11 protein-coding genes are annotated in these 12,999 nt (G+C 73.1%); 7 read left to right on the top strand and 4 right to left on the bottom strand.

Annotated elements, in window-relative coordinates; all coding sequences use genetic code 11:
* The first annotated feature begins 4 nt into the window (after positions 1–4).
* Entirely contained in the window at positions 5–2,056 is a 2,052-nt protein-coding gene (locus OG276_RS05880) for a SpoIIE family protein phosphatase (RefSeq protein ID WP_266903403.1), read from the top strand.
* A 57-nt stretch (positions 2,057–2,113) separates the two neighbouring features.
* Positions 2,114–2,722, top strand: coding sequence for a GNAT family N-acetyltransferase (locus tag OG276_RS05875; protein WP_266903402.1), 609 nt, complete (start codon positions 2,114–2,116; stop codon positions 2,720–2,722).
* A 28-nt stretch (positions 2,723–2,750) separates the two neighbouring features.
* Here the strand turns inward: OG276_RS05875 and OG276_RS05870 are convergent, their stop codons facing one another.
* Both OG276_RS05870 and OG276_RS05865 read right to left on the bottom strand, forming a co-directional pair.
* Entirely contained in the window at positions 2,751–5,576 is a 2,826-nt protein-coding gene (locus tag OG276_RS05870) for a SpoIIE family protein phosphatase (protein WP_266903401.1), read from the bottom strand.
* Entirely contained in the window at positions 5,573–6,577 is a 1,005-nt protein-coding gene (locus tag OG276_RS05865) for a GlxA family transcriptional regulator (RefSeq protein WP_266903400.1), read from the bottom strand. Before OG276_RS05865 ends, OG276_RS05870 begins: the two co-directional genes overlap by 4 nt.
* 298 nt (positions 6,578–6,875) lie before the next feature.
* Between OG276_RS05865 and OG276_RS05860 the strand changes: the two genes are divergently transcribed.
* The gene (locus OG276_RS05860; protein ID WP_266912561.1) at positions 6,876–7,487 is read left to right on the top strand and encodes a cysteine hydrolase family protein; all 612 of its coding nucleotides are present in this window, start codon (positions 6,876–6,878) and stop codon (positions 7,485–7,487) included.
* A 277-nt stretch (positions 7,488–7,764) separates the two neighbouring features.
* On the opposite strand, the gene OG276_RS05855 is transcribed toward OG276_RS05860, so the two are convergent.
* Positions 7,765–8,913, bottom strand: a complete 1,149-nt coding sequence (locus OG276_RS05855; protein ID WP_266903398.1) for a glycerate kinase — start codon at positions 8,911–8,913, stop codon at positions 7,765–7,767.
* 144 nt (positions 8,914–9,057) lie between these two features.
* Here OG276_RS05855 and OG276_RS05850 point away from each other — a divergent pair, with 144 nt between their 5' ends.
* From OG276_RS05850 to OG276_RS05835, 4 genes are read left to right on the top strand one after another with little or no spacing between them, the layout of a single operon-like run.
* Positions 9,058–10,794 (top strand): BCCT family transporter, encoded by a 1,737-nt coding sequence (locus OG276_RS05850; protein WP_266903396.1) that lies wholly within the window; start codon positions 9,058–9,060, stop codon positions 10,792–10,794.
* Between the two features lie 37 nt (positions 10,795–10,831).
* Positions 10,832–11,332 (top strand): NUDIX hydrolase, encoded by a 501-nt coding sequence (locus OG276_RS05845; RefSeq protein WP_266903394.1) that lies wholly within the window; start codon positions 10,832–10,834, stop codon positions 11,330–11,332.
* A gap of 52 nt (positions 11,333–11,384) precedes the next feature.
* A complete protein-coding gene (locus OG276_RS05840) occupies positions 11,385–11,813 on the top strand; it encodes a hypothetical protein (protein WP_266903392.1) in 429 nt (142 codons plus the stop codon).
* 3 nt (positions 11,814–11,816) lie between these two features.
* Positions 11,817–12,467: a CatB-related O-acetyltransferase gene (locus OG276_RS05835; RefSeq protein WP_266903390.1), complete on the top strand. Its 651-nt coding sequence runs from the start codon at positions 11,817–11,819 to the stop codon at positions 12,465–12,467.
* Here the strand turns inward: OG276_RS05835 and OG276_RS05830 are convergent.
* Positions 12,464–12,976, bottom strand: coding sequence for a methylated-DNA--[protein]-cysteine S-methyltransferase (locus OG276_RS05830; protein ID WP_266903388.1), 513 nt, complete (start codon positions 12,974–12,976; stop codon positions 12,464–12,466). The two genes, OG276_RS05835 and OG276_RS05830, sit on opposite strands and share 4 nt — an antisense overlap.
* Between the last annotated feature and the right edge of the window lie 23 nt (positions 12,977–12,999).

The following is a 12,999-nucleotide window of genomic DNA, read 5'->3' as shown; positions in this document are numbered from 1 at the left end:
CGCATTGGACACGTACCAGGAGACGAGCGAGGTACCGGACCAGCCGGTGGCTGCTGTCGGGTACGCGGGCGTACTGAGCGAGCTGCTGCCGATCGCCCTGTGGCGGGAGGACGCCGACGGGCTCGTCGTCGAGTGGTCGCTGGCCGCCCAGGACCTGCTCGGGCACCGCCCCGAGGACATCCTCGGCCGGCTGGGCTCCGCCGTGCTCGTCCCCGACGCCAACCACGAACTCGCCGACCAGCTGACCCGCAGGGTCCAGGCCGGGGAGACCGTCGTCGGCACCCTGCCCGTGCGCCACCGCGACGGCCACCAGGTCCCGATGGAGATGTGGATCCTGCCCTCCCCCGATCCGCAGGGGCGCACCGGTTCCATGCTCATCGCCGTGGAGACCTCCGAGGTCCTCGGGATGCGCGATTCGCTGGCCGCGCTGCAGAGCCTGTTCACCCAGTCGCCGATCGGCCTCGGCACCCTCGGCCCGGACCTGCGCTTCCTGCGCGTCAACGACGCCCTCGCCCGGATGAACGGGGTGTCCGCCGCCGAGCACGTCGGCAAACGGCTCACCGAGGTGGTGCCCGGGGTCAACGCCGCCGCGCTCGAACGGCTCATGCGCAAGGTGCTGGAATGCGGCTCCGCCGTCGTGGACGTCCGCCGCACCGGCCGCACCCCCGCCGACCCCGACCACGACCGGACCTGGTCCTGCTCCTACGCCCCGCTGCTGGACGGCTCCGGGCGGCGGCTCGGCCTGATCGCCTCCCTCATCGACATCACCGACGGACAGCGCGCCCAGGCGGAGGCGGAGCGGGCGCGCAGCCGCTTCGCCCTGCTCTCCGAGGCCGGCACCCGCATCGGCACCACGCTGGACCTGGGGCAGACGGCCCAGGAGATCGTGGAGGTGCTGGTACCGCAGCTCGCGGACTCGGCCGACGTACAGCTCCTGGAAGCCGTACTGGACCCGGACGAGGCCGGGGCCTCCACGCGGGGCGTGCTGCGCCGCCTGGCCTCCCTCTTCCCGGATCCGGCAGCGCCCACCGCCAAGCTGACCGCCGGGCAGACCTTCCAGATCCCGGCGGGCACCGCCTACGAGCAGGTCATCACCGAGGGCGTGGCGATGAACCTCTTCACCGCCGACATCCCGGCCCTGATCAAGGACCCGCGCGCGGGCGCGCTGCGCGCCTACCTCGCCACCCTCGGCTGCGCCCGCATGGTCCCGCTGGTGGCCCGCGGCCGGGTGCTCGGGGTGGTCGTGGTGACCCGGGTGCGCGGGCGCGAGGTCTTCGACCACGAGGACTGCGTACTGATCGACGAGGTGGTGGCCCGGGCGGCCCTGAACATCGACAACGCCCGGATGTACACCACCCAGCGCGCGGCGGCCCTGACCCTGCAGCGCAGCCTCACCAACAACGCGCTGCCCGAGGTCGCCGGCCTGGAGCTGACCGGCCGCTACCTGCCGGCCAGCGACCACGACGTCGGCGGGGACTGGTTCGACGTGATCGAGCTGCCGGACGGCCGGACCGGCCTGGTGATCGGCGACGTGATGGGCCACGGCATCCACGCGGCCGCGGTCATGGGCCAACTGCGCACCGCCGTACGGACCCTGGCGCGGCATCAGGTGAGCCCGGAGGAGATGCTCCGCTCGCTGGACGCGGTGGTGGCGGACCTCGGCGAGGACGAGATGGCCACGTGCGTCTACGCCGTCCACGACCCGGTGTCGGGAGCGTGCGTCATCGCCCGCGCCGGCCACCCGCCGCCGGCCGTGGTCACGGCCGCCGGGGCCGTGACCTTCCTGCACGGCCCGCCGGGAACCCCGCTCGGCACGGGCGGACGGGAGTTCCGCACGGAGGAGGTCCGGCTCGAACCGGGCAGCCTGCTCGTGCTCTACACCGACGGCCTCATCGAGTCCCGGGACCGGGACCTGGACGAGGGGATGGCGGGGCTGGCGGGGGCCCTGAGGGGTGCGGGGGAGCCCTTGGAGGCACTGTGCGACACGATCCTGGCGGCCCTCCTCCCGGAGGCCCCGCAGGACGACGTGGCGGTGCTGCTGGCCCGGACCCTGTAAATGCACTAGTGCAATAATGTGTTGTCTCTAGCGCAAAGAGCGGCTAGCGTCTTCGTCATGTCTGCCACGTCCACGTCGGCCAAGTCGCCGTCCCCCGTCACGCTTACCGGCCGCCACGTCCGCCTGGAGCCGCTCACCCGCAGTCACCTCCCCGACCTGTACGCGGCCGGCGGCGGGGACGAGGAGGTGTGGCGCTGGCAGGGCGGCCCCGCGCCGCGGACGCAGGAGGAGCTGGGCGCCACGCTCGACACCGTGCTGGAGGCGGCGGAGCGCGGCGAGTACGTCCCCTTCGCCGTCATCCACCTCGGAAGCGGCCGGGCCGTGGGCTGGACCACGTACCTGGACATCAGCGCGGCCGACGAACGCCTGGAGATCGGCTGGACCTGGTACGGGCGCGCGTACTGGCGCAGCGCCGTCAACACCGAGTCCAAGCTGCTCCTGCTCACCCACGCCTTCGAAGACCTCGGCATGGGCCGGGTCCAGCTCAAGACGGACCACCTCAACACCCGCTCCCAGGCCGCCATCGCCCGCCTCGGAGCGCAGCGCGAAGGCGTCCTGCGCCGTCACCGCCGCCGCCCGGACGGCACCTGGCGCGACAGCGTGTACTTCTCCCTGCTGGCGGCCGAATGGCCGGAGGCGAAGGCGCGGCTGGCCGCCCGGCTCTGAGCCGGGCGGGGGACAGCGCACCCTCCGGCTACCAGGCCAGGTCCTCCAGGGCGTCCAGGTCCACCACGGCCGGCGGCGCCGGCTCCGCCGCGCCCGTCAGGGGGAGCTCCGCCCAGATCACCTTGCCGCGGTCCGTGTAGCGGGTGCCCCAGCGCTCCGCGTACTGGGCGACGAGGAAGAGGCCGCGCCCGCCCTCGTCCGTCGTGGCCGCGTAGCGCAGGTGCGGCGAGGTGCTGCTGCCGTCGGAGATCTCGCAGATCAGGGTGCGGTCGCGGAGCAGCCGGACCCGGATCGGCGGGGTCCCGTACCGGATGGCGTTGGTGATCAGCTCGCTGAGGATGAGCTCGGCGGTGAAGGTGACGTCCCCCAGGCCCCACGCGGTCAGCTGCGCGGAGCCCGCGCGGCGGACCCGGGACACGTCCGAGGGGTCCGGGCGCACCTCCCACTCCGCGATCTGCTCGGCCGGGAGCCGCCGGGTGTCGGCGATGAGCAGGGCGATGTCATCGCTCGGCGCCGGGAACAGCAGCGAGGCCAGCACATCGGAGCAGGCCTGGTCGGGGCTGCGGTCCGGCCGGGACAGGGCCTCGGTCAGCAGGGCGAGGCCGGTGTCGAAGTCCCGGTCGCGGTCCTCCAGCAGCCCGTCGGTGAACAGCACGAGCCGGCTCGCCTCGGGCAGCCGCAGCTCCACGGCCTCGAAGGGCATCCCGCCGACGCCCAGCGGCAGCCCGATCGGCAGCTCGGGGTACGCGACCCGGCCGTCGGGCCCGACCAGCGCCGGGCCGGGGTGGCCGGCGCTGGCCATGGCGCAGTGGCCCGACACCGGGTCGTACACCGCGTAGAGGCAGGTGGCGCCGGTGACCCCGGAGGATTCCCTCTCCCCGGAGCCCTCTTCGGCCGAGGACTCGTCCTGGTCGATCCGGTCGATCAGCTCGTCCAGGTGGCCCAGCAGCTCGTCGGGCGGCATGTCGAGCGTGGAGAAGTTGTGCACGGCGGTCCGCAGCCGGCCCATGGTGGCGGCGGCGTGCACCCCGTGCCCCACCACGTCGCCGACGACCAGCGCGACCCGGGCCCCGGCGAGCGGGATCACGTCGAACCAGTCCCCGCCCACCCCCGCCTTCGCGGGCAGGTACCGGAAGGCGACGTCCACGGCGCTCAGATCGGGCAGCACCCGCGGCAGCAGACTGCGCTGGAGGGTCACGGCCACCGCGTGCTCGCGCGTGAAGCGGCGGGCGTTGTCGATGGAGACCGCGGCCCGCGCCGCCAGCTCCTCCGCGAAGGACAGGTCCTCCTCGTCGAAGGGCTCCGGAGTGTCGGCCCGCCAGAAGTTGGCCATGCCGAGCACCACCCCGCGGGCCTGGAGCGGTACGGAGATCAGCGAATGCAGCCCGTAGTCCAGGGCCACCCGGGTGCCGTCGTGGTCCTGGGCCCGCCAGCCGAAGGCGCAGTTCAGATCGGCCGCGAGGACCGCCCGCCCGGCGTCCAGGGCCGCCGACATCGGCGCGGTCGGCACCACGAAGCGGATCACGTCTCCCACCGGCTGGAGCGGGGAATCCACACGGATCCCGCTGATGGCGGCCCGGCGCATCTCGGTGTGCACCCCGCCGCCGGGCTCCTCGCCGCGCAGCACCGGCTCCAGCAGCTCGACGGTGACGAAGTCCGCGAACCGCGGGACCGCGACCTCGGAGAGCTCCTCGGCGGTGCGCACCACGTCCAGGGTGGTCCCGATGCGCACGCCGGCGTCGTAGAGCAGCTGGAGGCGGTCGCGGGCGACCGCGGCCCGGCCGGACAGCGCGGCGAGCTCGGTGGAGTCGCGCAGGGTGGTCACGGTGCCGGAGGGGCGGCCCCCGTAGGGCTTGGTCGGGCGGACGTTCACGGCGAGGAGCCGGTCGCCCGCGCGGTGCACCTCGTCGGTGGCGATCCGCCCGGAGGCCAGCAGCGCGGCGGTGGGCGGATCGAGGCCTAGGTCGCCCACGTGCCGCAGCTCGGCGTCGGAGGGCAGGTCGAGGAGGCGGCGGGCCTCGTCGTTGGCCAGCAGCAGCCGGCCCTCGGCGTCGATGATCAGGACGCCCTCGCGGACGGCGTGCAGAACCGCCTCGTGGTGTTCGTTCATCCGGGTCATCTCGGCCTCGCCGAGGCCCCGGGTCTGGCGCCGCAGCCGGCGGCTGACGAGGGCCGCGCCGCCGGTGCCGAGGAGCAGGGCGCCGGTGGCCGCGCCCAGGAGCAGGGGCAGCTGGCCCTCGACCCCGTCGCCGACGTTCCCGACCTCGATGCCGGTGGCGACCAGGCCGACGACCGCGCCCGCGGAGTCCCGTACGGGGACCACGGCGCGGACCACGTCGCTCGGCTTGCCCTCGAAGGTCTCGGTGAAGGCCTGGCCGGCCACGGCGCGCGAGAGGTCGCCGGTGGCGCGCCGGCCGATCAGCTCGGGGCGGGAGTCGGTGTACCGGATCCCGTCGGTGGTCATGACGGCGATGAAGTCGACGCCCGAGGCCCGGCGGGCGCCCTCGGCCAGCGGCTGGAGCACGGCGGTGGGGTCGGGGGACTTCAGGGCCGCCGGGAGGCCGGGGGCGTGCGCGAATGCCTCGGCGGCGGCGAGGGAGCGGTTGCGGGCGTCGCGCTGGCTGTCGTACCGGGCTTGGAAGAACAGGGCCGTGGCGGCGGCGGTGATCAGCACCAGCACGAGGACGGCCTGGAGGGCGAAGACCTGGCCGGCGACGCTGCGGGCGCCGAGCGAAAGGCGCGCGAACAGCCGGGAGCGTCCGGGCCCGATTCCGGGTGGGGACCCGTCCTCGGGCGGGGGCCTGTCCTGCGGCGCTCCTTCAGAGCCCCTGGCTAGGCCAAAACGTCCGGTCATGAGCCATTTCTAACACTGTCGACGGGGTTTGGGGGAGGCCCGGGGGGTCCCGGTGCGGTAGCGGCCGCACGGTAGGCCCGGGGGCTCGTGCCGACGTACGAGGCGAAGTGCTGCCGGAAGGTGACCTCGCTGGCGAATCCGGCCCGCCGGGCCACCTCGGTGACCGGATGATCGGTGCGTTCCAGCAGTTTGCGGGCTTCGTCCAGACGGTGGCCCAGGAGCCATTTGTGCGGGGTGGTGCCGGTGGCTGCGGCGAAGTGCCGGGCGAAGGAACGCGGCGACATCCCGGCCCACCGGGCCAGGGTGGCCACGTCCAGCGCCTCGTGCAGCCGCCCGAGCGCCCGCTCCCGTACGAGGGCCAGCGCCTCGGCGGTCCGGTCGGCGACCGGGGTCGGGCGGTCCAGGTACTGGGCGTGTTCGCCGGTGCGGAAGGGCCCGGTCACCATCGAGCGGGCGATGGCGGCGGCCGCCTCGGAGCCGTGGGCCTCGCGGACCAGGTGCAGGCAGAGGTCGATGCCGGAGGCGACCCCGGCGGAGGTCCACAGCCCGTCGTCCCCGACGTAGAGCGGGGCCTCCTCGACGCGCACGGCGGGGTACCGGCCGGCCAGCGCCGGGGCCAGGGACCAGTGGGTCACGGCCCGGCGGCCCGCCAGCAGCCCGGCCTCGGCGAGGATGAAGGCCCCGGCGCACAGGGCGGCCACCGGGATGCCCCGGGCGTGGGCGTCCCGCAGGGCGGCGAGGACCGGCTCGGGCGTCCGGTCGCCGGGCCGCTCCAGCGCGGGGACCACGACGAGGTCGGCTTCGCGGAGCCAGTCGAGCCCGCGATCGGGAGCCAGGGACAGCCCGCCGGGGAGCGGGATCGGGCCGGTGTCGAGGGCGCACCGGCGCAGCTCGAAAGCCGGTACCCCGAGATGGCCGCGGTCGGACCCCCAGACCTCGGTGATGACGGCCAGGTCGAAAGCGCGGATGCCGGGCTGGGCGACGATCGCGACGCGGTGCATGGCCGTGAGTCTGCCACGCAGGCCCGGCCGAAGGGGAGGCCCGAGCCCCCGGAAAATGCCGCCGCGGGGCCCCCGACCTGGGGCGGAGCCCGCCCGCGGAGCTCGTCTGGCCCGAACTGCCACACTGGCAGGATCCCATCGGTTCGCGGGCCGGATGGTACTGGTCCGAGGGGGCGGGGGCGCCCAGGATGAGGCCATGACGAACGAGATCGAGACCGCGACCACGACCACGACCGAGACCATGAGCACGACCGAGACCGAGCAGGCGGCCACGACCGCGACCGGTATCGACAGCGGCATCGAGATCGCCGCGAACAGTGCCCTGCTGGTCATCGACGTCCAACAGGGCTTCGACGACCCGGACTTCTGGGGGCCGCGCAACAACCCGGCCGCCGAGGGGAACATCGCCGCGCTGATGGACGCCTGGCAGGAGACCGGCCGCCCGGTCGTGCTCGTGCAGCACGCTTCGCGCACCGCCGGCTCCGTCCTCGCGCCGGACCAGCCCGGGTACGCCTTCAAGGACTTCGTCGCCGAGCGGGCCGGCGGGGCCGCCCTGCACATCACCAAGTCCGTGAACTCCTCCTTCTACGGCACCCCGGACCTCGCCGAATGGCTCACCGCCCAGGGCGTCGGACAGCTGGTCGTCGCCGGCATCCAGACGAACATGTGCGTCGAGACCACGGCCCGGATGGCCGGGAACCTGGGCTACGAGGTCCTCGTGCCGCTCGACGCCACGCACACCTTCGACCTGGCCGCCGAACCCGGCCCGGACGCACCCCGGCTGACGGCCGACCAGCTCGCCACCGCCACCGCGGTCAACCTCCAGGGCGGCGGCTTCGCGCGGATCGTCAAAACCGCGGAACTCGTGACCGCGGCCCGCACCGCCGCGCCGGCCTCTGTACGGGCCTGACCCTGCGGGGCTGGCTCCCCTACCCGCCCTTCCACCGTTCCCCGGGCGCTGCCCGTACCCCCGCTCCTCAAACGCCGGAGGGCTGGATTGCCGCAGGGCAATTCCAGCCCCTCCGGCGTTTGAGGAGCGGGGTCTGGGGCGGAGCCCCAGGGAACGGTGGAAGGGCGGGTAGAGGACTCTCTCCCCCCACGGGGCCGCCCTGCCCGGAGGGCCGAGAACGCCGGAGGCCCGGACCCCCGTCAGGGGATCCGGGCCTCCGGAAGAGCCGACCGCCAGGTCAGAGGACGTCGGCCGCGATGTTCTCCGCCACCCGCTCCAGCAGCGGCCCCGCGTTCGGGATGCTCACCGCCGGGTCCGGCTCGATGTCCGTGAGCGGGTAGGCCCGCTGGATGCCGGCGGCCTGCAGGGCCTCCTGCGTGAGCAGCAGGCGGCCGCAGACCGCGACGACCGGCTTGCCCGCCGCACGAGCCGCCGCCGCGACACCGGCCGGAGCCTTGCCGTGGAGGGTCTGCTCGTCCAGCGAACCCTCGCCGGTGATGACCAGCGTGGCCCGCTCCAGCGCCGGCGCGAAGCCGAGCACCTCCAGCATCAGCTCGATGCCGGGCCGGAACGAGGCGCCGAGCAGCAGTGCCCCGTAGCCGATGCCGCCCGCTCCGCCCGCGCCGGGCGAAACCGCCGCCTCGGCGGCCAGGGAGCCGATCGACTTCTCCAGGACCACCGCGAAGTGCGCCAGCGCCGCGTCCAGCGTCGCCACGTCCTCGGGCGACGCCCCCTTCTGCGGGCCGTAGACCGCCGGAGCGCCCTTCGGACCCGTCAGAGGGTTGTCCACGTCGCTCGCCAGGACGAAGTCGATCTCCTTGATGCGGGGGTCGATGCCCGACAGGTCGGCCGAGGCCAGCCCGGCCAGCGCGCCGCCGCCCGGACCGACCGGTTCACCGTTCGCATCCAGGAACACCGCGCCCAGCGCGGCCAGCATGCCCGCACCGCCGTCGGTGGTGGCGCTGCCGCCCACACCGAAGACGATCGAGCGCGCTCCCGCGTCGAGTGCGGCCTTCAGCAGTTCGCCGGAGCCGTAGGTGGTCGCCGTCAGCGGGGCGAAGACACCCGCCGGCAGCAGCTGGAGCCCGGAGGCCTCCGCCATCTCGACCACCGCGGTGCCCTCGCGCAGGGCGAAAGCGGCCGTGACCTGGTCACCGAGCGGCCCGGTGACCCGTACCTCCCGGCGTTCGAAACCGGCCGCCACGGCGGCCGCGACCGTACCGTCGCCGCCGTCCGCGACGGGGAGGGTCTCGATCTCCACGCCCGGTACGGCCTTGCGAAGGCCGGCCGTCACCCGCTCCGCGACCTGAACGGCCGTGAGCGAGCCCTTGAATTTGTCCGCGGCGATGAGCACGCGCGCGGTCTCAGTTACTGCTCCGTCCGTCACCTTGCTAATCCCTTGCTATCGAACAGTGCAGTCGCGCCACCCATGAGCCTATCCGGAGGATCCTCCTATGCCCATGCGTGGCCTGGGCCACACCCGGCGCGGCATACCCCTAAATAGGGATATATGCCTGCATAGTGTGGCCGCATGAGCGCGGATTCACTGGAACAGCCACGTCCGGATTCCCCAGGTGGCGGGTCCGAAGGCCCCGTCGGCGGCACTGACGGGACCCCGGACCGTACCGTCGTCGTCATCGGAGTGATCTCCGTCCTGGCCGTGGTCGCCTGGGCGGCCCTCGGGAAGGGTTCCTTCGACTCGGCGTCGAGCAGCGCGCTGGCCTGGGTGCTGAGCAACTTCGCGTGGCTCTTCGTGATCGCCGCCGATGTGTTCCTCGTCATGTGCGTCGTGCTCGCGATCAGCCGCTTCGGCCGGATCCGCCTCGGCAAGGACGACTCGGAGCCGGAGTTCACGAACCTCGCGTGGATCGCGATGATGTTCAGCGCGGGCATGGGCATCGGGCTGATGTTCTACGGGGTGGGCGAGCCGCTCACCCACTACCTGAACCCGCCCCCGGCCTCCGGCGCGGCCCCCGGCACCGGCGACGCCGCCCGGGCCTCGCTCGACTACTCCTTCTTCCACTGGACCCTCACCCCCTGGGCGATCTACGGCATCGCCGGCCTCGCCCTGGCCTACGCGACCTTCCGCAAGGGCCGCGGAAACCGCCTCAGCTCCGCCTTCGTCCCCCTCATGGGCGAGGAGCGGGCCAACGGCTGGCAGGGCAAGGCCATCGACCTGCTCGCCGTCTTCGCGACCGTCTTCGGCACCGCCACCAGCCTCGGCCTCGGCGCGCTCCAGGTCGCCAAGGGGCTCAACATCACGACGGGGATCGAGGACTCGACCACGGTCGAGCTGATCATCATCGGCTCCCTGTCCGCCGCCTTCGTGCTCTCCGCCTTCTCCGGCCTGCACAAGGGCGTCAAATGGCTCAGCACGATCAACATCGTGCTCGCCGCGGCCCTGATGACCTTCGTCTTCGTCCTCGGCCCGACCGTCTACATCCTCGACGTGATCCCGGCGAGCGTCGGCAGCTACCTGCACGAACTACTCCCGATGGCCACCCGCACCGGCGCCTTCACCGACAGCGCGTGGCTCGGCGCGTGGACGATCTTCTACTGGGCGTGGTGGCTCTCCTGGGCGCCCTTCGTCGGCACCTTCATCGCCCGCATCTCGCGCGGCCGCACCATCCGCGAGTTCCTCGTCGGCGTGCTCCTGGTGCCCAGCGGCGCCACCGTCGTCTGGTTCTGCGTCATGGGCGGCACCGCGATCCGCCTCGACTCCACCGGCGTCGCCGACATGGCCGCCAAGGCCAAGGAGGGCACCGAGGCCTCGCTCTTCGCGATGCTCGACGCGCTCCCGCTCGGCACGGTCACCTCGTGGATCGCCATGCTCCTGGTGATGACGTACTTCGTCACCAGCGCCGACTCCGCCTCCCTCGTCATGGGCTCCCTCACCAGCCGCGGCTCCCTGCACCCGCCGACCTGGCTCGTGGTCACCTGGGGCGTGCTGATGGCCTCCGTGGCCGCCGTACTCCTCGTCGCGGGCGGCCTGAAGTCCCTCCAGACGGCCACCATCCTGGTCGCCCTGCCGTTCGTGGTCGTGATGCTGCTCCTGTGCTGGGCCCTGGTGAAGGAGCTGCGGGAGGACCCGGGCGCGGGCCCCGTCCGCCACCACGCCCTGCACGGACTGCGGGACGCGGTCAAGGCCATGGTCGGCGACGCCATCACCGAACAGGGCCCGGCCCGCCACCCCCGCCTGCGCCGCGTCGCGGAGTCGAGGAACCGCGACCGGGAGGACGGGCCGGCGGGCGGCGGCGGGGAGGAGTGATCCCCGGCCACCCGGGGCGGCTGGGTAGGGTTGCGGCGTGACCACCACCGATGACTACGCCACCTACATCACGAGCCTGCCCCGGGTGCTGGCCGGAGCGGCCGCCCTCTTCCGGGACGCGGAGGGCCGGGTGCTCCTCGTCGAGCCCAACTACCGGGAGGGCTGGGCGCTGCCGGGCGGCACCATCGAGTCGGACACGGGGGAGTCCCCGCGTACGGCCGCCCGCCGGGAGAGCGCCGAGGAGATCGGCATCGACGTACCGCTCGGCCGGCTGCTCGCCGTCGACTGGTCGGTCGGCGAGGGCCGGCCCCCGCTCGTCGCGTACCTCTACGACGGCGGCGTGCTCGACGCCGAACAGCTCGCCTCCATCAAGCTCCAGGAAGAGGAGCTGATCTCGTGGAGGCTGGTGGAGCCGGCCGAGCTGACGGACCATCTGCTCGGATCCCTGGGCCTGCGCACCGTGGAGGCATGCCGGGTCCTGCGGACCGGCGAGGGCACCGTGGAGCTGGAGAACGGCCGCAGGCCGCAGGCCTCGTAGCGCCCTCCGCTCGTTATTCCGTGCCTACACCGAGCAGGACAGAATTCAGCAGATGATCACGATGTACGCCTGGCCCAGCACCGCCGACGGGCCCGACGCCCTGCCCATGGTCCACTTCACCACCGACCAGCAGGAGAGCGGCGAGGTCACCCCGGACGGGGTGCCGGTCTGGATGTTCGACACCGCGATCCGCGACGGCGGCTGGGCCCAGTTCACCGACTTCGAGGCCTGGTCCGTGCCGGCCGAGGGCTGGCAGGCCTTCTACCGCCGCGAGGACGACGTCCTGGCCGTCACCGGCCCCGGCTCCTGCGAGGGCTGGTACCAGGGCGGCCTCGGCGCCGACGCCGACTGGGTCGTCGCGGCCGCCGCCCAGCAGAGCGTGGTCCTGCTCGCGGCCCCCGTCCAGCACCCGTCCCTGTACGCCTACGCGGTCGAGGCAGGCGCCGCCTTCGCGCTGCTGGTGCCGCTGGTGGTCATCTAGGGCATGCCTTTCCCCGCGGACCCGACGGTGCTCCACCCGTTTCCCGACCAGCCGCGCGTGGTGCTGCTGAAGCCGCTGGTCACCTCGCCGCTGATCGAGGTGGGGGAGTACTCCTACTACGACGACCCGGACGATCCCACCGCGTTCGAGACCCGCAACGTGCTCTACCACTACGGGCCGGAGAAGCTGGTCATCGGGAAGTTCTGCGCGCTGGGCACCGGGGTCCGGTTCCTCATGAACGGCGCCAACCACCGCATGGACGGCCCCTCCACGTTCCCCTTCCCCATCATGGGCGGATCCTGGGCCGACCACTTCGACCTGCTCGCAGGCCTGCCCGGCCGGGGCGACACCGTCGTCGGCAACGACGTCTGGTTCGGCTACCACGCGATGGTCATGCCCGGGGTGCGCATCGGGCACGGCGCGATCATCGCGGCCGGCGCCGTGGTCGTGGACGACGTCCCCGACTACGGGATCGTCGGTGGCAACCCGGCCACCCTCATCCGCACCCGCCACACCGACGAGGAGATCGCCCGCCTGCTCGCCCTCGCCTGGTGGGACTGGCCCGTGGAGCACCTCACCCGGCACGTCCGTGCCGTCATGTCCGGTACGGTCGCGGACCTCGAAGCGGTCGCACCCCCGTCGGCTGAGTCCTAGAGCTGCTCGGCTCCGGACTCGAAGGCCAGCAGGCGGACCTTGCGGTCGATGCCGCCGCCGTAGCCGGTCATGGAGCCGGACGACCCGATGACGCGGTGGCACGGCACGATGATGCCGACCGGGTTCTTCCCGTTGGCCAGCCCCACCGCGCGCGAGGCGTTCGGCTTGCCGAGCTTGGCGGCCAGCTCCCCGTAGGACCAGGTCTGCCCGTAGGGGATCCGTACGAGCTGCTCCCACACGCTGCGCTGGAACTCGGTGCCCTCCAGCCGGACCGGCAGGTCGAAGGAGGTGAGCTCCCCGGCGAAGTACGCGGTCAGCTGCCGCTCCACCTCCGGGAAGGGGGCCTCGCTCGCCGCGACGCGCTCCCCGAAGGACTCCTCGGCCGGGCGGTGGCGCTGCCCGGTCATGTAGAGCCCGCAGAGGACCCCGTCGGCGGCGACGAGGGTGAGGGGCCCGTAGGGGCTGTCCACGACGGTGTGGTGCCTGGTGCTACTCGTGCTGCTGCTCATGGTGGCTCGTACTCCTCTGAAGT

It is taken from the genome of Streptomyces sp. NBC_00086, assembly GCF_026343255.1.
In the GTDB taxonomy this organism is placed as follows: domain Bacteria; phylum Actinomycetota; class Actinomycetes; order Streptomycetales; family Streptomycetaceae; genus Streptomyces.
The sequence above is the reverse complement of the archived record's forward strand: the minus strand, read 5'-3'. Positions and strand labels throughout refer to the sequence as shown.